The 18,613-nt window shown below is 62.2% G+C and carries 20 protein-coding genes and 1 pseudogene; 2 read left to right on the forward strand and 19 right to left on the reverse strand.

What is annotated here, in order from left to right; all coding sequences use genetic code 11:
- Nucleotides 1–5: 5 nt before the first annotated feature.
- From HMPREF3173_RS25255 to HMPREF3173_RS08510, 18 genes and pseudogenes are all read right to left on the reverse strand, one after another.
- Entirely contained in the window at nt 6–590 is a 585-nt protein-coding gene (locus tag HMPREF3173_RS25255) for a 2OG-Fe(II) oxygenase (RefSeq protein WP_083299961.1), read from the reverse strand.
- Nucleotides 591–687: 97 nt separating this feature from the next.
- Nucleotides 688–1,722 carry a phage late control D family protein gene (locus HMPREF3173_RS08435; protein WP_070572324.1) on the reverse strand — a complete coding sequence of 345 codons (1,035 nt, stop codon included), beginning with the start codon at nt 1,720–1,722 and terminating at the stop codon, nt 688–690.
- A gap of 53 nt (nt 1,723–1,775) precedes the next feature.
- Nucleotides 1,776–1,982 (reverse strand): tail protein X, encoded by a 207-nt coding sequence (locus tag HMPREF3173_RS08440; protein WP_043208769.1) that lies wholly within the window; start codon nt 1,980–1,982, stop codon nt 1,776–1,778.
- Nucleotides 1,957–2,802, reverse strand: a complete 846-nt coding sequence (locus HMPREF3173_RS08445; RefSeq protein ID WP_070572325.1) for a phage tail protein — start codon at nt 2,800–2,802, stop codon at nt 1,957–1,959. Before HMPREF3173_RS08445 ends, HMPREF3173_RS08440 begins: the two co-directional genes overlap by 26 nt.
- A 9-nt stretch (nt 2,803–2,811) precedes the next feature.
- Nucleotides 2,812–4,926: a hypothetical protein gene (locus HMPREF3173_RS24890; RefSeq protein WP_256544170.1), complete on the reverse strand. Its 2,115-nt coding sequence runs from the start codon at nt 4,924–4,926 to the stop codon at nt 2,812–2,814.
- A 221-nt stretch (nt 4,927–5,147) separates the two neighbouring features.
- The gene (locus HMPREF3173_RS08455; protein ID WP_070572329.1) at nt 5,148–5,450 is read right to left on the reverse strand and encodes a phage tail assembly protein; all 303 of its coding nucleotides are present in this window, start codon (nt 5,448–5,450) and stop codon (nt 5,148–5,150) included.
- 12 nt (nt 5,451–5,462) lie between these two features.
- Nucleotides 5,463–5,972 carry a phage major tail tube protein gene (locus HMPREF3173_RS08460; protein WP_070094583.1) on the reverse strand — a complete coding sequence of 170 codons (510 nt, stop codon included), beginning with the start codon at nt 5,970–5,972 and terminating at the stop codon, nt 5,463–5,465.
- Between the two features lie 12 nt (nt 5,973–5,984).
- Complete coding sequence (locus HMPREF3173_RS08465) at nt 5,985–7,151, reverse strand: phage tail sheath subtilisin-like domain-containing protein (RefSeq protein ID WP_043208780.1); 1,167 nt, start codon at nt 7,149–7,151, stop codon at nt 5,985–5,987.
- Between the two features lie 86 nt (nt 7,152–7,237).
- On the reverse strand, nt 7,238–7,828 hold the full coding sequence (locus HMPREF3173_RS08470; protein ID WP_070572333.1) for a tail fiber assembly protein: 591 nt from the start codon (nt 7,826–7,828) through the stop codon (nt 7,238–7,240).
- A 10-nt stretch (nt 7,829–7,838) separates the two neighbouring features.
- Nucleotides 7,839–8,921 (reverse strand): phage tail protein, encoded by a 1,083-nt coding sequence (locus HMPREF3173_RS24300; RefSeq protein WP_139146832.1) that lies wholly within the window; start codon nt 8,919–8,921, stop codon nt 7,839–7,841.
- A gap of 423 nt (nt 8,922–9,344) precedes the next feature.
- A pseudogene (locus HMPREF3173_RS24305) lies at nt 9,345–10,454 on the reverse strand (phage tail protein); the annotation flags it as partial.
- A complete protein-coding gene (locus HMPREF3173_RS08480) occupies nt 10,447–11,055 on the reverse strand; it encodes a phage tail protein I (RefSeq protein ID WP_070572335.1) in 609 nt (202 codons plus the stop codon). The pseudogene HMPREF3173_RS24305 and the gene HMPREF3173_RS08480, both read right to left, overlap by 8 nt.
- A gap of 1 nt (nt 11,056) precedes the next feature.
- On the reverse strand, nt 11,057–11,938 hold the full coding sequence (locus HMPREF3173_RS08485) for a baseplate assembly protein (protein ID WP_070572337.1): 882 nt from the start codon (nt 11,936–11,938) through the stop codon (nt 11,057–11,059).
- On the reverse strand, nt 11,935–12,261 hold the full coding sequence (locus HMPREF3173_RS08490) for a GPW/gp25 family protein (RefSeq protein ID WP_070572340.1): 327 nt from the start codon (nt 12,259–12,261) through the stop codon (nt 11,935–11,937). Before HMPREF3173_RS08490 ends, HMPREF3173_RS08485 begins: the two co-directional genes overlap by 4 nt.
- Nucleotides 12,262–12,425: 164 nt before the next feature.
- Nucleotides 12,426–12,983 (reverse strand): phage baseplate assembly protein V, encoded by a 558-nt coding sequence (locus HMPREF3173_RS08495; RefSeq protein WP_070572342.1) that lies wholly within the window; start codon nt 12,981–12,983, stop codon nt 12,426–12,428.
- The gene (locus HMPREF3173_RS08500; protein ID WP_070572344.1) at nt 12,980–13,477 is read right to left on the reverse strand and encodes a hypothetical protein; all 498 of its coding nucleotides are present in this window, start codon (nt 13,475–13,477) and stop codon (nt 12,980–12,982) included. The genes HMPREF3173_RS08495 and HMPREF3173_RS08500 overlap by 4 nt, the downstream gene beginning before the upstream one ends.
- 11 nt (nt 13,478–13,488) lie before the next feature.
- Entirely contained in the window at nt 13,489–13,827 is a 339-nt protein-coding gene (locus tag HMPREF3173_RS08505; protein ID WP_070572346.1) for a phage holin family protein, read from the reverse strand.
- Nucleotides 13,828–14,290: 463 nt separating this feature from the next.
- Entirely contained in the window at nt 14,291–15,037 is a 747-nt protein-coding gene (locus HMPREF3173_RS08510) for a LexA family transcriptional regulator (RefSeq protein WP_043208797.1), read from the reverse strand.
- A 139-nt stretch (nt 15,038–15,176) separates the two neighbouring features.
- Here HMPREF3173_RS08510 and HMPREF3173_RS08515 point away from each other — a divergent pair, with 139 nt between their 5' ends.
- The gene (locus tag HMPREF3173_RS08515; protein WP_070572348.1) at nt 15,177–16,073 is read left to right on the forward strand and encodes a LysR substrate-binding domain-containing protein; all 897 of its coding nucleotides are present in this window, start codon (nt 15,177–15,179) and stop codon (nt 16,071–16,073) included.
- Nucleotide 16,074: 1 nt separating this feature from the next.
- Here the strand turns inward: HMPREF3173_RS08515 and HMPREF3173_RS08520 are convergent, their stop codons facing one another.
- A complete protein-coding gene (locus tag HMPREF3173_RS08520) occupies nt 16,075–17,460 on the reverse strand; it encodes an amino acid permease (protein WP_070572350.1) in 1,386 nt (461 codons plus the stop codon).
- A gap of 235 nt (nt 17,461–17,695) precedes the next feature.
- On the opposite strand from HMPREF3173_RS08520, the gene HMPREF3173_RS08525 reads away from it, so the two are divergent.
- Nucleotides 17,696–18,496, forward strand: coding sequence for a phytanoyl-CoA dioxygenase family protein (locus HMPREF3173_RS08525; RefSeq protein WP_070572352.1), 801 nt, complete (start codon nt 17,696–17,698; stop codon nt 18,494–18,496).
- The last annotated feature ends 117 nt before the right edge of the window (nt 18,497–18,613 follow it).

The raw sequence follows: 18,613 nt of genomic DNA on the forward strand, positions 1-18,613 counted from the left end.
CGACACTACCCCTTAATCAGCGTCTTGAATGCAACGCTCATGCGCAACCGGTTGCAGCTAGTGGCAGGAGCCCTGGCACCATGGTGTATCTGGCCATTGAACACGACGACCCGTCGTGCCTTGGGCTGAACGGCTGTGAGGATTGTTTCCTTGTCGTCTGCATAGAACATCAATTCACCGCCCCAGCAGGTCGCCCAGTGTTCACTACAGAACAACATCACGGTGCGCCCCGGTTCGTCAGGTGTATTGTCCCGGTGTATGGGGCCGTCCTGAGCGCTGGTTTGTCCATTTGCGTATACGCCGAGTAAGATCGCTTCAGGCATATGAACGGCCTTTATGCGCGCCCAGCAGTCCGCGAGAAATGCCCATTCCGATCGCTCACGCAGTTCTTGTTCACAGTCCTCTAGTTCGCCTCTACGCGTCCCTGCAATAAAGCTGTGCCAACAAGGACGCTCCAATGGTGAGTACGGATAGGGCCAGCCATATCGCCATACAGCGCCACTCAATAACTCCAGCAGTTTCGAGTGCTCTTGGGCAGTGATTCCATTGTCTATGACACATATATCTCGGCAGGTGATTGCTCCAGACATCGCTCGACACTCCTCTGTCGTCCTCAGGGTTGAAGGACGACTTTAGGGAGCGCTGAGCGCCACAGGCACCCGGAAATCTGCACAGCTACCCTCTCCATTACTGCTTCATCAGGCCGCTACGCTTGGGGGCATTCCCTTTTGCTTTTGCCTTCCCCCCATTACCGCCATTGCATTGCACGGTGGTGCGCCAGCCCGACATGGTGAACACCTGCTCGACCGATTCGACCAGATAGTCCCCGTCCAGGCCAGGAAGAAACCCTTGCAGATTGATACGTCGCTCGGCGAAGAGGTCGGTACGCCCTGGCATGTCCAGGCGCACGCTGGCGGTGTCGCGATTGAAGCTGGCCAGGCGGGCCCTGGCCGCTTGTTCAGCGGCAGCGCGGTTGGGGTAGAGATGGCGATCGGTGTACACCGGTTGCAGGCCGTCCGGCGCATCGCCATTGGCGAGCTCGACCGTCTTGAGTTCACCGCTGGCAGGATCTTGGTGGCGGGCGCGTACCGCTTTGTGCGTGGTTTTATCGCCCAGGCGAAACTGCCACTGACTGACATCGACGCGCGTAACACTTACCACCCCGAGGGCCTTGCCGCTGGCGCTCTGCCCTCCCTGGCGCGGCAGTACCAACAGCTGGCCATTGGCAAGCTTCGCAGTGCAGTCGTGCAGCCGTGCCAGGCGGGTGATGAAATTGAAATCGGACTCGCTGTACTGATCGACCCGCGGCACGTGCAGCGTCACGGGGCACACCGTCTGCCAGCCATTGCGGGCAGCGATGTCGGCAACGATGCGCTGCAGCGTGACCTGCTCCCAACTGCCGCTGCGTATGGTCTTGCCGCTGCCACGCAGGTCGCTGGCCTTGCCTCGGATCACCAGGGTGTCCGGCGGGCCGGCCAGCTCGACCTCATCGACGGTGTAGCGCCCTAGCAGGTTCAGTGTCTGTCCGGCATAGCCCAGGTGCACCTCGAGCACGGCGCCCCGGGACGGCAGTGCGACAGCGCCGTCACGGGCATCGATGCGCAACTCGAACTCGTCCGACTCAAGGCCAGGCTTGTCCGTGGTGCGCAGTGAGAGCAGGCGGTCGTTGATCAGCAGGGTAACGTCGTGTCCGTCGGCGGTAATGCGAAATTGCGGTTGCATGTCAGGCTCCTTGGGAGGAACCGTTGCCCGGCCCGGTCGAAACCGGCCACGCATCAGTCCCACAGTTGCAGGGTGTCGCTCGCCACCGCGGGCAGCTCCGGCAGTCGAATCCTCACGCCTGCGCGAAACGGCTGAGGCTCATCCGCCAGTCCTTGGTTGGCATCCAGCACCGCCTCGACGGAGCCCACAAGGTGCCCGTAGTAGTGCTGGCAGAGCGTGTCGAGCAGATCGCCCTCAGAGGTTGCGCAGGTCTTGGCCATAGCTCACGAACTCCAGTGAAAACCCTTGTTTGCGCGGAATGCCGCCAGCCAACAGTTGGCTCTGCTCCTCTTCGATGCTGGTCAGGCACCAAGTGCCGAGCACCTCGCCGTAGCCGGTGGTCAAGGACAGGGGCAACAGTTGACGGCCGATGCTGCGCAGCGCCTGCAACTGGCCGATGCCGCCCTTGAAGCCGGGGTAGATGGCCCCGCGGATGTAGATGTGCTCCTCGCCCAGGCTGACAGCCTGTTGCGCGTTGTCGCGGCTCAGGCGCTCTTGCCCGACCCAGCGATAGCGCGTCTGGCGACGCAACTGATCGAAGGCAGCGGTATCGAGGTTGAAATAATAGGGCGCAGCGCCTGGCTTCAACGGTTGCAGAACCAACAGGTGAGGGAACGGCTTGACCGCTTCGGCGGCGGGCGTTACCTCGGGCGCGAAGCCCAGAGTCGACAGCACGCCCTCCACCGTCGAACTCACCGCCCCGACAACACGACGGATCGCCGCGCCGGCTTTGGCCGCATGGCCGGCAAAACTGTCGATGCGCTCCCGCACCTGCCGTACCACTGCCACCGTCTGGTCATATTTGGCCACGACCTTGGCCACCTGATCCTGGGCCCGGTTGATCGCACCCAGGGTGCGCTGGAGTTTGGCCCCAATGATCGGGCCGACCACCGGCAACGCCTCCAGGTCGGAGACGGCGCCCTGGATATGATCGATCGCCTCGGCCATCGGATCGAGCATGGCATCGGCACGCCGACGCCCTGCCTCTCCCGCCTTGACCAGGGCGTGCAGCGTGGCTTGCAGCTGCTCCATATAGGTCATGGATAGTCCTCAAAGTGCGATATGTGGGGTGTCTGCCAATTGCGCCGAGCGGGCTTGGCGCATCAGCTCTTCCAGCTGACGCCGGGCGATCATCTCCAGTTGCTGGAGGACCGAAGGATCATCCAGGCTGTTGTTGAAAGTGACCGGCATATTGGATGTGAAGGTGAATTGCTGGTTGATGGTGGTGGGAGGAGTCGGTTGCGTCGGCGACGCAGCGGGTGATGCAGGCAAGGTTGGCGGCGCAGAGGCAGTATCCAGTACCCGCGCCGCCTCGCTCACGGCAGGTTTGCCAGCCGCTTCGTCCTTGTTCGAGGCCAGCGTCCTACCTAGCCAGCCACCGATACCCTCTCCACCCATGCTGCCCAACACGCCTCCGATCAAGCCGCCGATCGCGGTCCCGATCACCGGTACTACCGAACCGATAGCCGCACCGGCGGCTGCACCAGCAAGGCCACCACCCAGACCACCGACAGCGCTGCCATAGCCTTCGAGCTTCTGCTCCTGGGTGGCGTCGCTGTTGAAGGTTTCGGCAAGTTGCAGGCCGGTGTCGAGCAACGCAACGCCTGGCACTCGTCTGAACGCCCGTCGAGCCAAGGAAGCGCCGGCACTGCCAGGCCTGGCCTTACCTGCAAGGCCGGTGAACGCGGTGCTGGCTAGGGCGAAAGCAGGCTTCTGGGCAGCCCTTTGCAGGAGGGCTGTAGAAGCAGGCTCCTGCGCCTCGGAAAACGCAGGCTCGGGCGCTGCTTCATCCACCTCCTCTTCTTCCTCTTCCTCCTCCACTTGCTCACCGCTTTCATCCGACGCCCATTCATCAACGACTTGGTGTGCATGGCCCGAGACTGAACGGCTTATGGCACCACCGGGGGCTGTTGTGGCGGACGGATCATTGGCAGCCGGCGTGCCGGAGAACACCCCATGGACCGTCTTGCCGATGAAGCCGCCGACGCCTTCGCCGATCAATTCGCCGATCTCACCGCCGTACTGCTGGATCCGCTTGTTCTTGGTCAGGCCTCCCAACAGCTGCGTGCCGAGGTTCCCCATCGCACCGCCAAGCGCGGATCCGACTGCTTCAGCTTGGTCTTCGCCGCTGTCCTCAAGCAGGGCCAAACCCAAATTACCGATCAGCTTGGCACCAGCTTTGCCAGCGCTCTCCCGCAGACCGCCAGCGAGTCTATTGCGCCGCTTACGTGGCAGACGCGAGTAAGCTTTATGGGCTTTGCGTCCGGCCATCGCCACCGCTGCGGTACCAACGAGGGCACCGCCTATGGCCAATCCCCTGTTGATGCCTTCCCGGCTGCTTGTCTGCAGCCCCTGAGAAAACGCCCCTTGTTCCGCGGGTTGCTGCGATAAGGCCGGTGACGCCTGCACTGCGCTGTCGTCAGGCACCTCGTTGGCGCCCACCGTGTCGGAAAACCAGCCATGGAATGTCTTGCCGATAAAGCCGCCGACACCCTCCCCTATCAGCTCACCGATCTCACCCCCATGCATTTGGATCTGCTTGTTCTTGGTCAGGCCACCCAGCAATTGCGCTCCCATGTTTCCGAGCGCACCGCCGAGAGCTGCACCCACCGCCTCGGCCTGGTCCTGGCCACTGTCCTCCAACGTCGCCAACCCCAGTTTGCTGACCAGCTTGGCGCCCGCCTTGCCAGCGCTCTGCCGAACGCCACGGGTGATCTCACGGCGCCTTTTAAGTGATTGGCGCTTATACATCCTGTGCGCAGCACGCCCAAGCGCAGCAGCGGCAACGCCTGCACCGACGGTGGCCGTGCCGATCATGCCGGCCCTGACTGCCGTCAGACCACTATTCGCCGACTCCAGAGGGATGAATCCCTGTTCCGAGCTACGCGGCTCAGGCGGATCGCTGCCCATAGGCCCCTGTACAGGCCTCATCACGACGGTCTGGCGCGGCGCCTGCGAGGAGCCAATCTCGCTTGCAGACAGGCAAAGCTTGCGCAGGCGCTCGATCTCATCGGTCAGGCGCCGCACCTGGTCGACCTGCGCCTTCAAGGCCCATGTCTGATCGCTGGCCAGCCGTCTTTGGGCCTGTGCCGTCTTGTCGACCTCCAACCCCAGACGGCTGATCTCGCTGATGTACGGCTCGACTTGCATGCCCTCAAGCGGCATGCGCAAGCGTTCGAATTGAGCGCGCAACGTATTGAAGGTACTGCCCAGTGCCCGATCGCTGGTGACGCCGACGGTGAGCACCGATGTGTTCTCCATAGGTTCCTCCTGATCACTCCGCCAGCCACCAGACCATGTCGCTGTACGACATGGTCATGATTTCGCTCGCGGAAAAGTTCAGCTCCTTGGCCAGCCGCCGGGCGGCGGCCTTCTGCCGGGCAGGGTCAAAGCTCGTCGTCCTGCACCAGGCGAAAGTAGCCACTCTGCAGGCGGCTGTAGTCCTTCAGGGCCAGGCCTTCCAGATCCTTGACACCGACTTCGGCGAGGGAGGCGAACAGGTTCAGTTCGCGCTGCTCGTCGTCATTGGCGCCGCCTGCCTGGGCGTTGCGGATGTCGCGCACCGTCGGGGCGCGCAACGACAGGCTGTCGACCTGCACGCCATTGGCCTCACTGGGGCGCGAAAGCCGCACGGTCACGCGGTCGGCACTGAGGGTCAGCCATTGCGGAAGCTTTTTCGCTTGAGCCATCGTCAGGCCTCCTTACAAGCCAAGGGCCGCGCGCTGGGCGGCCAGTTGATCGACACCGTTGATCACGCGCTTCATGCCCAAGGCGTCGATCTCGTAGACCGGGCGGCCATCGACTTCGAGCTTGTAGAAGGTCACGGCGACGCTGTGCTTGATCTCGGCTTTTTCAGCGGACTTCCAATCGCCCATCTCGACCTCCTTGAGCGCACCACGCAGGGTGACGACCACTGGGGTGATCTTGCCCTTCAGGCCCTTGAAGGCCCCGCGGAAAGTACCGTTGAAGGCGCTGGCATCGGCCAGGCCGAAGAACTTCAGGGACTCGCGACGCACGCCGGTGGTGCTGAAGGCCGCTTCGAGTTTTTCCATGCCCAGGTCCATCTCGACCGGCATGTCCATGCCGCCTGGGCGGTGCTCCTCCATTTTCAGGGTGAGCTTGGGCAGGGTCAGGCTGGGGACATCGCCCTGGAAGCTAACGCCATCGACGAACAGGTTCAGGTTGGCCAGTGTTTCGGGAATCATTGCCATGTAATGCGCTCCTTAAGCAGCGGAATCGAGAACTTCGGTCAGCCACTGGTTGGTGACTTCAACGCGGAAGTTGGGGTTTTCGGCGGGCGGGACGTCGGTGAAGCGGATGTTCCAATACACCTTGCCCTGCTCCAGCTGGCTGGCGGTGTTCAGCTCGGGGTCGGCATAGACCTCGAAGTTGATGATCGCGCCTTGGTTCTTCAGGTCGCGCATGAAGGCCTGCAGGCCTTCGGTGACGTCCTTGACGTAGGTGGCGGTGATGGCACGATCGACGGCCCATTTGTGACCGTACAGAATCGCGTCCATGACGATGTCCAGGGTCCGCACGCGGGTGACGAAGGCCCATTTCGGGTCGCTCGACAGCGTACGGTTGCCCCACAGACGGAAGCCGTCGTCGCGGATGATGGTGGCGACGTTGGCGTTGTTCAGCAGGTTGGCGCGGCAGCTGTCGTCGCCATCGAGGAACTCCACCGGGCGACCGGTGCCGGTGATGCCGACGAATTCCTTGTTCGAAGGCGAGGCCCAGAAGCCGTATTCGTTGTCGGTCCAGGCGAACAGGCCGGCGACCCAGGCCGAGCCCGGCGCGTCGACGGTGGCTTCGCTGTCGTTGTCCCAGTAACGCACGCCTGGGTCGACCATGAAGGCCCGCTTGGCGCCAAAGTTGCCGGCGTAGGCGATGGCCGCCTCGTCAGTGGTATTGGGGCCGTCGATGATGGCGATGCCGCGCAGCTTGTCGGCCAATGCCACCAGGGCCGTGCCGACTGCATCGGTGGCGCTGTGCTTGGGCGCCACCAGCAGGCGTGGCTGGGCGTTGAAGCGGCTCTTGCCATCGAGCAATGCCTGAAGGCCGGTACGCTTGCCGTCGTTCTGGACAGTGCCGATGATGGCGGCGGTCTGCTCGGCAGCGTCTTCGACCTTGGCCACGCCGCAGGCGACGATCACCGCCTTGGCGCGGGTATAGACGGCGCGGCAGGCCTTGGTGATCGCCGCGTCCTTGCCGAATGCCGCGACCGCTTCGCGCTCGCTGGTGATCAGTACCAAGTCGTTGGCCTTGGCGGTGACGCCCGGGCCTTCAGTGAAGGTGTCGACCAAGCCGATGATCGAAGACGACGGCAGCGCGATGCTGCGTGCGCCGGTGTCGACGTTGGTCACGGTGACGCCGTGGAAGAATCCAGTCATAGGTATTTTCTCCATTTAGATAAAGAAAAGGCCTTGCGTGGTGGCAAGGCCTTCAGGGTTTTGGGAGCATGGCGCCGAGGGATTCATCAGGGCTGCTCGGCGCGAGTTTGGTCAGGGCTCGTCGGCCATTTGAAAGACAAGGGATAACCTGGTTGCTGGCTCACTCGGCTGAGGTCGATCCGATAGCGCTTCCAGGCCAGCAGAGTGGCCTGCTCTTCTTCGGACGCCTCACCGATATCTGCGGCGTCTTCCAGCGGCATGATGCGCACGGCAGCTTCGGTGAGCTTTCTGTCACACAACGCGATCGCTTCAGCCATAGCTTTTTCGTATTGGGCCTCAGCATCCGCGACCCACTGGCTTCCGTTCCAGATATGGAAAGGACCTGGATATGGCACACGAGTCAATTCAGCCGGCAGAGGTCCTAACGTGAGATGATCGCGAGCCTCGCCGGTAGCAGTCAGATAAACCGTGCCACGGTTGTCTTCGACCAGCTCCCAGGCTTCGAGGAACTGGTTACGTACAATTGCGTAACCAGTACGCTGTTCTGGAAGCGCGTCGGTATAGGCGAAAGCCGGTATGAGCCATTTCCCTTCCTCGAGTGGGCTCGGATCGGCAAATCCGTTACCGATATACTCCAGCGTGTCCGGGTGAACATAGTAGATCGTAGGGGCGTCCATTGTTGCCTCGTCAGTATTTGATGCATGCGAGCAATGCCATGTTGCGCGGGCGCGCTTCGTTGCCGCCGTTCGCGGCAATCGTAACGACGTGCGTGTGATCGCCAGCAGCTGCGGCAGTACCGGAGATCGAATGAGTGTGGGCACCGGCAGCGTGGGTAGGGGCCGTGGTGCCATTGAGCAAATTCGCGGTGGTGAAGTTGGGTGAACCACCACCTACGTCGTTGTTCTGAGCACGAGGTGCGGTGTGGGTGTGCTCACCCGCAGTCAGCGCTGTACCGCTGATGGTGTGCGTATGAGCGCCAGCAGCGGCAGCAGAACCAGTATGGGTGTGGCTGAGGTTCTGACCGGCTTGTATCGAGCCCAGGACCCGGCTGGGATCCATGCCACGACCATCATCCAGGCCACGGATAAACTCGCCACGCAAATCCGGTACGTTGAAGGTGGTACTACCATCGCCGCCCCCGAATGTCGTACCAATCTGGGCGAACAGGCCAGCATAGGCGACGCGTCCTACTGCTGCACCGTTCGCCTTGATGTAGCCCACCGGGGGTGTCGATCTGGCGACATAGATGATACTGCCAGGAGGTACGCCGTTATCGAGTCTCGCCCAAGCGGTCCACTGGCTTCCATAGAAGCTCCGCGCATAAACCGCATTCCCGCCGTTGTACTGAATCGCCAATTGCGCACGATTCGATGTAGCAGCAACTGCGACATAGAACGTCGTCGTGATGTGCCAGAAATAGGTCGGGTCCGGGGTGTTCGCATGGTTCGAGAGAATTACATGGTCGGCTGCAAGATTGGGGTCCTGACCCGTGGATCCTTGGGCAAGACCATAGGCTGCATTCAAGGCAGCGCCCAGGCCCGAAATTTCAGCGATGGAATGACCATGCGATGTCTGCGCCGCACCTAAGGTGGCACGAGCCGCTGCGGCATCACCATCATCCAACAACGAACGGATGAACGCCGACAATGGCGTCGTCGCGAACTGGTCGGTGGCCGTGCTGTAGATCAACTGGTTCGCCGACGTGTTAACGCCTGCCAACGCCGTCAAGGTCGCATCTAGTGGCTGCTTGCCCGCCAGCGCATTGGTCATGGTGGTGGCAAAGTTCGGGTCGTTGGCCAATGCTCCGGCCAGTTCCTTTAATGTATCGAGTGTCCCGGGTGCCGAATCGACAAGACCCGCAATTGCCCCTTGGACAAAGGCGGTCGTCGCCAGTTGCTGGGTATTTGTGCCCTTCACCGCAGTCGGGGCGGTAGGCGTTCCACGAAAGATCGGTGAATCGGTGAGACTCAGCTCGGCCCACGTCGACCAGTTACCTGAATAACACGAACGGCTGTACACGCGCCCATTGTTGTAGGTGATGTAGAGTTGCGTGCAGATAGTTGCGGAAGCGGCCTGCACCAATAAAGTACCCGCCACCGGCTCCGGGTAATTGAGGATTAGAGTGGCTTGGGCATTGGCTGTCTGTCCGTAAGAACCCGGCTTCGTCACACTGTTAAGATTGGTTCCGCTGGGTAGATTGCTACCGCTGATGCCACCCTCACCCCAACCAAACGCACCCAATAGCTGTCGAGCAAACTGAGTTGTGGCAATACTCGTATCGTTACTGTTGATCGCCGGCGTGGGTGATTTCGGCGTGCCACTCAGAGTCGGAGAAGCGAGGTCGGCCTTGAGGTCCAGCGCCGTGTCAACTTGGGCCTTGGTGTAAACGTCGGTCAGGCCATAGCCTGCAACCGTGGTGGGGTTGGTAGCCGCTGCCACTCGGCCATATTTATCCACGGAGACGCTACGATAGGTGCCCGCGAGAATTCCGGTACGGCCAAACGCCATTTCGAAGACCAACGCTGTCACGCCCAGCGAGATCACACCATCGGTGACCAACTGCCATGCACTGTCACCGTTGACTGTCCCCTGCTCGACATGTACCAGAAGCCCTGGCGTAACCTTGGCGGACGTATTGGCATCTTTGCAACGCGTCCAGGCGCCAGTAGCCATTTCATAAAGGCCGTTATCCTTCGCTTGCGCCTGGTTCTTCACCAGTACCCGCGCTCCTGCCACCAGCGTCACACCATCGATGGGTTGAACGCCACTGAGCGAGATATTCGCGGTGGTCGCCGCCTGCACTGAGTGCTTGAAGTCCTGCCTCGCAAGTTCCTCGGTCACCCACTCACGAGTGGCAAGCACCACGCTGGGGTCGATCTTCAACTGCACATTGGCAGCGCTGCTGACTACAAGGTTCATGCGCACCACCTGGGTTCGCCCCGAGCCTTGGCTCAACAATGGCTTGAAGGTGGGCGCACAATTGGCCACGGCAATCATGTCGCCGTCTGCGTCGTAAAGTGCGATCTCACGAATCCAACGGCCGCCAACATCTGCCGGAATGACTTGTTCAGCAACAATGATGGCGCTGTTCTTATCATCCACTTTCAGCTGGTTCAGCGGCGCCCGACGCCACTCGTTGATTAACTTGGTCTGACTGGCGCTGGGAGTCGGGTCCGCCCCGTTGGCGTCACCGACTCCCATCTGAGTGATTTTCCATGGGATACCTAAGGCATCCGCATTTGCCTGTTTCGCTGCGCCCACATTGGTGAGAATCGCGTAGAACTGTGAATTCTGGTCAACCATGTGCAATATCCAAGGTATCGATTGTATGTTCACGGCCGCCGCGACTGATCAGGCCGACGACCTCAAGATCGCGCTCTGCCAGCGGGTAGATGTCCAGTTCATCGCCGTCCTGGCATGCGCAGCCAAAATGGAACTCGCCACGGCTTTCAAGGCTGATGGTCAAGCCGGTCAGGTGGCGGCTGACAGGCCTGGCGTCGTCGATCAATGACGACAGCTGCTCATAGGTGTCTTCGTCGATGCCGGCATCGGACACTCCGATCATCAGGGCAAACGTACCGGGGACCTCCGGCGGCTCGGACTCCCACCATTCCTTGACCTCGATCAGATAACCGAATGGCTCGACCACCCTGCGCAACGCGCCGAGGGTGCCTTTGTGGGCATGGACGAAAAAAGCCGAGCGGATCACCGCACGCTTGATGGTGTCGCTCCAGCCGTCATCCCAGCGGTCTACCGACCAGGTCCAGGCCAGTTGATAAAGCAGGTGTGATGGACAGTTATCCGGGCTATAGAGCAGACGAAGATCGACACTCAGGTCTTCCTCGCCGGCCCGCTCGATGGCCCGTTCCAGAGGTGTTTGATTAAGGGGAAGCAGACTTGGCATGTCAGGCTCCCCGCTTCACATCGATTCCCGTGCACCAAGCCGCCTGGGCTTTGGTCGGGCGCAAATCAATCCATCCGCCCAACTCCACCCGGCTGACACCGTCGATATGCAACTGGGCATCGATGCCGGAACGCGCCACCTCCAGGCCCAAGCGACGACGCGGATTGACCCAGGCATTCAGGCGGCGCTTGCACTCGGCCAGAACGGCCTCAGATTCCGGCCCCTTGTCGGTCATGTACACCACCGCATCGATGCGATACGGCAGCACCTGTGCACTGCGCACGTTGACCCTATCGGCCACCGGGCGGATGTCGTCGTCATTGAGATACACCCTGACCTGCTCCAGCAGTTCAGCGCTGGCCACGCCGTCACCCTCAAGGCTCAGCACGGTGACATCTACCACCGCTGGAGACGGACTTTCAGCGGTCGCGTCAGCGACCAGCCCAGAAGCGTTGCGGGCATGCAAGATGTAGCTGTTGCGCGGGCCGGCGGTGGTCAGGCCTTCGTAGACCAGTTGCACCCGCTCGCGCAGGGCGTCGTCGGCTTCCAACACCTGCGCCAGCGGCGGCACCGCCTGCAGGTCCTCGGCCTGGACCACCAAGCGCTGGAGATTGACGTTGGCCGCCAGTTGGTCGAGGTCGCTCCCTTGGGCGTAGGCCAGCAGCAGCGCCTTGGCCGCGTCGTTGATACGGGCGCGGTTGAGCAGCTTGCGGTAGGCCCCGACCTCCAGCAGCTTGGTTACCGGATCGCTTTCCAACTGGGCGGTCCACCCGTCGCCCATCTGGGCGCGGAAGGCCTCCAGGTCGGCTTGGTACAGCGCCTCGTAGTCAAGGTCTTCGAGCAACTGAGGCGCAGGGAGTTTCGACAAATCCACCTGGCTCATATGCTGACCTCCACCAGGGCGTCATCGCCCAGGTAACGGCCGCTGAGGGCGAGGTTGACCTGGCCGTCGAGCACCGACAGCACACGCACCCGCTCAAGCTTCAGGCGCGGCTCCCAACGCCCCAAGGCGCGGGCGACTTCCGCCTGCACGGCGCTCTTCCAGCCGTCGTTGACGGGCAAGTCGACGTAGCGACGCAACTGGCTACCGTACTCGGGGCGCATGCGCCTGCTGCCTAGCGGGGTGGACAGGATGTCCTCGATGGACTGACGAAGGTGGGCAATGCCGGCCAAAGGTTGGCCGGTGCGGCGGTCCATGCCGATCATGGTGCGCCTCCTGTTGCAAGGTGCGAGGTCCGTTGGTGGAATCGCATTTAAGAGTCTCTCCAGGTTAGGGCCTGCACCTGTTCGCGGCTAAACCCGCGATACAGACGCCACGGAGCAGGAAACCTGCTTGTCGGCGCCGGCATTTCCGATGCAGTGGGCCTCAATCAATGCTTGTGGTTAGCGGTGTTGCCAGCGGTGTCGATGATCCTGCCGCCGCCGTTGATGTCGCCGCTGACGGTCAGCGGCCCGTTGATGGCGACCTGGCCGGTCAGGGTGATAGCCGTGGCGTCGAGCTCGATGGCACCCTCGCTGACGCGTAGGGTGCTGGCGCCTACCTTGATGCTGGCGTTGCCGGCAGGCAGGTGGATGTCGTAGCGCTTGGCCTGCCAGTCATAGGCGAGCGAGCCGCCGTCCTCGAACCGCCACACCTCCACATGGTCGCGGTTGTCCGGCGCGCTGCCGGCATTGCCGTAAAGACCCGGCACGAATGTGCCCTGGGCCGGCTCACCGCTGGGACTGACCAACACGCCCTGCTCGCCCAGGCTCGGTGCCCGCCAGTGACGTGCCTTACCGGCGGCCAGGCAATGCCAGCGCAACCAGGCACTGGTCCAGGCTCCATCGGATACCCGCACCCGAGCTGCGGTCAGGTCTACCGCAACAACGCGGCAAGGGATGACCAGGCTGGCCAGCATCCGGTCATGCATCGCGCTGGCGTAGCTCATGGGATGTCCTCTGCAGCGATATAACGGTGCTCGTTGCCCGACCCGGTGTCCGGGTCGATGCCCAACATCAGCATGCCGGGCGGCTGATCAGGCCAGTGCCACTGGGGCTCGCCCAACAGCACCGGCTGCTCCCAACGGACAATCCAGTGGCCACCCTCGAACTGCGCCAGCGCATTGCGGCTGGCCTCGACAAAATCCAGGCCCCAATACTGCTGGCGCAGCAGGTCCATCAGTTGTGCGGCCAGCAGGCTTCCTTGCAGGCGTGCATCAGAGTTGCCGAGGTCGGGGGTAATATCCGCCTCGAAGGTAGTGACCAGCACCGAGCGCCCATCCCGGGGCGCGGCGTCCGCGGTCATGCGCACGATGCCATGGCGCAGCGACGGCAGGACGGTGCTGCTGTCGACATCAGAAGCGATATCGACTGACGCAAGTTCAGGAATCGCCTCACGAATCGTTGCGGTCAGGGCCGCATGCAAAGTGGCCAGTTCGCTCATTTCAATGCCTCCTATTGCTCATCGGCCTGGGGCACATCACGCAACCCCAGGCGTTTGGCCGCCCAGCGCTCGTAGAGCCCGATAGCTACGTCGGCGCCTGCCATGGCAGTCATGCAGCCAAAGGCGCTGGCGCTCCAGATCGACATGCCGCTGGCGTACAGCAGCATCACCGTCGAGACCCCGCAGACCATGCAAGCCCCGGATCGCAACGCCAGCCGGCGCACCAGCGCCCATCCTCGCGCGCCAGCCTTGTCGGCACGCCACATCTCACCGCTCAGGCCGCCCAGCAATGCCAGGACGATCACCAGCCAGAGCGGTATCTCCAGCAACGTCTGTTGCTCGTTCGTCACTGTCCTGCCTCCTGTATGAATGCCCGCCGGCGCTACCGGCGGGACGGTTGTGTATGAACTCGGCATTCCAAAAAGCCCGGGCTGCCAGGCTTTTCAGTAATGCGTTGTCGAACCGCCGGCCACATCTGGTGACGCCTGGCGGTTCCGCTTCGAATTGGTGTCTCCGACCGCGGCCACCTGCCCGCCGGATAACTGATCGTGGTGCTTTACGCTGCACACCCGGGCCAGTTGCCAACCCTCTGAACAGTCGAGGCCTGTTCATCGCTGCCTGTGTAACAACCGGTGTCGACCGGCTTGAGACACAGATTATGCACTGATGCATATACAGTCAATGCATAAATTCATATTTCTAACGAATAAAATTTGCTGAAATGCATGAAGGCTATGCACGACGTGGCTTGTAGGGATTTTCTGCGGACGAAAAAAAACCCGCCAAAGCGGGTTTTCTTGAAAAGGAAATGCCTCAGCGAGCGTACATGCCCCACCAGAACACATGGCCCAACAGGCTGATCTGCTCTTCCTGCATCTGCTGGAAGCTGTAGTCCTCGTCAGGGTGTTCATCGCGATTGAAGCTGCGCAAGCGAATACCGGTGGGCAGACGGTAGACCTGTTTCACACGTAACTGGCCATTGTGGTTAATGGCGTAGAGGTCACCATCGATGATGTCGCCAATCGCGCATTTGCCGGTGTTGACCCCGACCGTCGCGCCGTCACGCAGTACCGGCAACATACTGTTGCCGCGCACGGTCACACACTTGGCCTGGTCGAACTGCACGCCATTGTGGCGCAGGCTGCGCTTGCCGAAGCGCAGGCGGGCCTTCTCGCTTTCCTCGATGACGAATCTTCCTGATCCTGCTGCCAATTCGACCTCTCGAAGAAAAGGAACGGACACCTCGTCATCCTCGACGGGGGTTTCGTCGTCCCACAGGCTGATGTCGCTCAGGTCCGCATGGCCATGGGCCGGCTGCGCCGCCTCGCGGGACTCGCCCAGCTCGACGCGCCCGCGCAGTTGGTCGGTACTGACGCCGAAGTACTCGGCGATCTTCGACACATGCTTGTCGGACGGGTCGACGATCTTCTCGCTGAGGATGCGCGACAACGTGGATTGGGGAACGCCCGTGCGCCGGTGCAGCTCCGTCGGTGACAGGCCGTGGCGGTCGAGCAGTGCTTTGAGTACGGTGGCTACGTTGCGTTTTTGCATACCGTGCATAATGGATGTGCCGCAGCGCAAATGCAATCCGTGCACGTGCTTTCTCTTATACCCATCGCCCGACCGTGGGGATTTCCTTGTACTCTCATGAGCCCTACACCGCGGGAAGACTCTCCGCGATAGCGAGGTCAAGACAACAATGATCGGCTTTACCTTTCGCCAGCTCGAGTACTTCGTCGCCACCGCCGAACAGGGCAGCGTCAGCGCCGCAGCGCGAGCCAAGCACATCTCCCAGCCCTCGGTGTCGCTGGCGATCTCGCAGCTCGAGGCCATCCTGGGCGAAAAGCTGTTCCTGCGCCAGGCCAGCCGGGGCCTGGAGCTGAGCCCGGCGGGGCGGCAACTACTGGAGCAGGCACGCGAGATCCTGGCCATGGCGGCCGGCATACGCAGTGCGGGGGATGAGCCGGAAGTGCTGCGCGGCAACCTCAGCCTGATCTGCTTCCAGGACCTAGGCCCGTGGTACGCGCCGCGCCTGCTCAGTGGCTTTCGCCAGCGCCACCCGGAAGTCGCCATCACCTTGTTCGAAACCGACCTTGCCGGGGTCAACCGGCGCTTGAACGAGGGCAAGGCAGAATTGGCGCTGACTTATGACGTAGGCCTGGACCCACAGATCGAGCGCCGGGTTCTGGCACAGGTGGCGCCGTATGCCCTGTTGCCGGCGGACCATCCCTTGGCCCGCCAGGAGCAGGTATCGTTGGCCGACCTGGCCGAGGAGTGCCTGATCCTCGAAGACATCGCGCGAACCCGCGAGTACTTCCTCTCGCTGTTCTGGGCCCACGACCTGCAGCCACGCGCCCAGCAACTGACCCAGACCTTCGAGATGCAACGCGGGCTGGTCGCCCATGGCTATGGCGTGGCGCTCTCATGCACACGGCCTGCAGGCGACCAGAGCTACGATGGCCGGCCGCTGGCGTGCCGGCCTCTGCGTGAAGCGGTCAGCCCGCAGTCGGTGGTGCTGGCGCAATCGAGCGCCATGCGCCCCTCCCCTGCGGCCCAGGCATTCCTACGCTGGGCCAGCGAACTGTTTTCCGTCTAGCTCAGGCGTTGACCGGCGCCGGGCGTGGCTGGCGCGCCACCCACAACCAGTAGCCGACCGACAGCAGGGCCAACCAGCCAAGGCCGACGTACATTGCGGTGCGGGTATCCGGGAACCAGCCCAGCACGCCGAAGATGAACAACATGAACACGATCGCCAGGGCCGGCCCGACGGGCCACAGCGGCACCGGGAAGTCCAGCGCGGCGATTTCCTCGCGGCTCATGCCGCGGCGCATGGCCACTTGGGACAGCAGGATCATCAACCACACCCAGACGATCGAGAAGGTCACCACGGCGGCGAGGATCAGGAACAGGTTCTCCGGTGCCAGGTAGTTCAGCACCACGCCCAGCAACAGTGCGACGCCCATCACCAGCACGGTCATCCAAGGCACGCCGAAGCGCGACAAGCGGGAGAAGCCGACCGGCGCCTGGCCGTTCTGGGCCATGCCGTACATCATCCGCCCGGCGCTGAAGATATCGCTGTTGATCGCAGATACCGCCGCTGAAATCACCACGATGTTGAGCAAGGTTGCCGCCGAATCGATGCCCAGGCCGCTGAAGATCTGCACGAACGGGCTGCCCTGGCTGCCGATGTTGGTCCAGGGGTAAATGGCCATCAGCACCACCAGCGTGAGCACATAGAACAGCAGGATACGCAGCGGTACCGAGTTGATCGCCTTGGGCAGCACGCGCTTGGGGTCCTTGGCTTCGCCGGCGGTGATACCGATCATTTCGACGCCGCCGAAGGCGAACATCACCACGGTGAAGGAGGCGATCATGCCGCCGACCCCATTGGGGAAGAACCCGCCATGGCTCCACAGGTTGGACAGCCCCGTGACCGCCTCGGCGCCGTTACCCAGCTGGATGCCAAACAGCAGCACCGCGCCCCCGGCCGCGATCATCGCGATGATCGCGGTGACCTTGAGCAATGAGAGCCAGAACTCCATCTCGCCGAACACCTTTACGCTGCACAGGTTTAGCGCGCCAATGAAACAGACGATCCCCAATACCCAGATCCAGCGCGGTGTGTCGGGGAACCACAAGCCCATGTACACCCCGAATGCCGTGACGTCCGCAAGGCACACCACCAGCATGGAGAAGGCATAACTCCAGCCTGTCAGAAAGCCCAGGTAGCGCCCCAGGTATTGGCTGGTGTACTGCCCGAAGGAACCGGACACCGGGTTGCGCACCGCCATTTCACCGAGGGCACGCATCATCATGTAAATCGCCGCGCCGCCGATCAGGTAGGCCAGCAGTACCGACGGCCCGGCCAGCTTGATCGCCGACGCCGAGCCGTAGAACAGCCCGGTGCCGATCGCCGATCCCAATGCCATGAAGCGGATATGCCGGGTACTCAGGCCTCGTCGCAAGTTGTTGTGATCGTTCATCCCAGGGACTCCTCATTGTTCTTGTTCTTGGCCGGCAGTCACGCTGCCGTTGAAGGGTTCTCGCAAGGCCCGGAAACCGCAGGGCGCAGGGCTATTAACCGGCCAATCGCAGGGCAAGACAACAAGGTGGGGCATACAGAATAGCTATAGTGGCGAATAGGAATTCTGTGATTTACCCGGCCCTCGGCGGCATCCGATGCTGGTGCCACGACAACAACAACGAGAGGGCTGCCCCATGAATCCCCACATCGAAGATTTCCAGCGAGACGGCGCGGTGATCCTGCGCGGCGTGTTCAAGGACTGGATCGAACGCCTGCGCGAAGGCTTCGAGCAGAACCTGGCCGAACCCAGTGCCTTCGCCATCGAGAACGTCGGCTCCGGCGAGAGCGGCCGATTCTTCGAGGACTATTGCAACTGGCAGCGCATCCCGGCGTTCACCGACTTCGTACTGAACTCGCCGGCCGCTGGGCTTGCCGGCGAGTTGATGGGCTCGCAGCAGGTACAGGTGTTCCACGACCACATCCTGGTGAAGGAGCCCGGCACCGCCAAGCCCACCCCTTGGCACCAGGACCTGCCCTACTACTGTGTCCAGGGCCTGCAGACCGCCAGTTACTGGATCCCGCTGGACCCGGTTACCCGCCACAACACCTTGAGCGTGGTGCTCGGCTCGCACCTCTGGCCCAAGCCTGTGCGCCCCAAACGCTGGGCCAGCAATCAGGACTTCTATGGCGCCACCGACGCCGACGGCCAGAACCTGTTCATGGACATGCCGGACGTGGAGAACGGCGAGTACCAGATCCTTTCCCCGGAAATGGAACCTGGCGATGCCATCGTCTTCGATTTCCGCACCGTGCATGGCGCCGCCGGCAACACAGGCATGAACCGGCGCCGCGCCTTTTCCACGCGCTTTTTGGGAGATGACGTACGCTACGTGCAGCGCCCGGGGCGCACCTCGCCGCCCTTCCCTGGCATCAATTTGAGCGACGGCGAACGCATGCGCGAGGACTGGTTCCCGGTGGTCTGGCAGCGCCGCTGACCCCTACCTGACACGCTCAAGCCCCGCGCCTTGCTACGCGGGGCTTGAGCACTTTCAACGAGGCCGAAGTGGCCAAGGCGGCCTGTGCCCGGCTGACAAGAACCTGTAGACTTGGGC

The sequence above is a fragment of the Pseudomonas sp. HMSC08G10 genome (assembly GCF_001808425.1).
Taxonomy (GTDB): Bacteria; Pseudomonadota; Gammaproteobacteria; order Pseudomonadales; family Pseudomonadaceae; genus Aquipseudomonas; species Aquipseudomonas guariconensis.

Excerpts from the sequence above, each read along its gene's own strand:
- HMPREF3173_RS08490 (WP_070572340.1), bottom strand. The coding sequence starts at position 12,261 with ATGATCGGCATGGACCGCCGCACCGGCCAACCTTTGGCCGGCATTGCC.
- HMPREF3173_RS08445 (WP_070572325.1), bottom strand. The coding sequence starts at position 2,802 with ATGACCTATATGGAGCAGCTGCAAGCCACGCTGCACGCCCTGGTCAAG.
- HMPREF3173_RS08525 (WP_070572352.1), top strand. The coding sequence starts at position 17,696 with ATGAATCCCCACATCGAAGATTTCCAGCGAGACGGCGCGGTGATCCTG.
- HMPREF3173_RS08455 (WP_070572329.1), bottom strand. The coding sequence starts at position 5,450 with ATGGCTCAAGCGAAAAAGCTTCCGCAATGGCTGACCCTCAGTGCCGAC.
- HMPREF3173_RS08515 (WP_070572348.1), top strand. The coding sequence starts at position 15,177 with ATGATCGGCTTTACCTTTCGCCAGCTCGAGTACTTCGTCGCCACCGCC.
- HMPREF3173_RS08470 (WP_070572333.1), bottom strand. The coding sequence starts at position 7,828 with ATGGACGCCCCTACGATCTACTATGTTCACCCGGACACGCTGGAGTAT.
- HMPREF3173_RS08465 (WP_043208780.1), bottom strand. The coding sequence starts at position 7,151 with ATGACTGGATTCTTCCACGGCGTCACCGTGACCAACGTCGACACCGGC.
- HMPREF3173_RS08480 (WP_070572335.1), bottom strand. The coding sequence starts at position 11,055 with ATGCCAAGTCTGCTTCCCCTTAATCAAACACCTCTGGAACGGGCCATC.
- HMPREF3173_RS24890 (WP_256544170.1), bottom strand. The coding sequence starts at position 4,926 with ATGCCGCTTGAGGGCATGCAAGTCGAGCCGTACATCAGCGAGATCAGC.
- HMPREF3173_RS08520 (WP_070572350.1), bottom strand. The coding sequence starts at position 17,460 with ATGAACGATCACAACAACTTGCGACGAGGCCTGAGTACCCGGCATATC.
- HMPREF3173_RS08435 (WP_070572324.1), bottom strand. The coding sequence starts at position 1,722 with ATGCAACCGCAATTTCGCATTACCGCCGACGGACACGACGTTACCCTG.
- HMPREF3173_RS08485 (WP_070572337.1), bottom strand. The coding sequence starts at position 11,938 with ATGAGCCAGGTGGATTTGTCGAAACTCCCTGCGCCTCAGTTGCTCGAA.
- HMPREF3173_RS24300 (WP_139146832.1), bottom strand. The coding sequence starts at position 8,921 with ATGACCAATGCGCTGGCGGGCAAGCAGCCACTAGATGCGACCTTGACG.
- HMPREF3173_RS08440 (WP_043208769.1), bottom strand. The coding sequence starts at position 1,982 with ATGGCCAAGACCTGCGCAACCTCTGAGGGCGATCTGCTCGACACGCTC.
- HMPREF3173_RS08495 (WP_070572342.1), bottom strand. The coding sequence starts at position 12,983 with ATGAGCTACGCCAGCGCGATGCATGACCGGATGCTGGCCAGCCTGGTC.
- HMPREF3173_RS08460 (WP_070094583.1), bottom strand. The coding sequence starts at position 5,972 with ATGGCAATGATTCCCGAAACACTGGCCAACCTGAACCTGTTCGTCGAT.
- HMPREF3173_RS08500 (WP_070572344.1), bottom strand. The coding sequence starts at position 13,477 with ATGAGCGAACTGGCCACTTTGCATGCGGCCCTGACCGCAACGATTCGT.
- HMPREF3173_RS25255 (WP_083299961.1), bottom strand. The coding sequence starts at position 590 with ATGTCTGGAGCAATCACCTGCCGAGATATATGTGTCATAGACAATGGA.
- HMPREF3173_RS08510 (WP_043208797.1), bottom strand. The coding sequence starts at position 15,037 with ATGCACGGTATGCAAAAACGCAACGTAGCCACCGTACTCAAAGCACTG.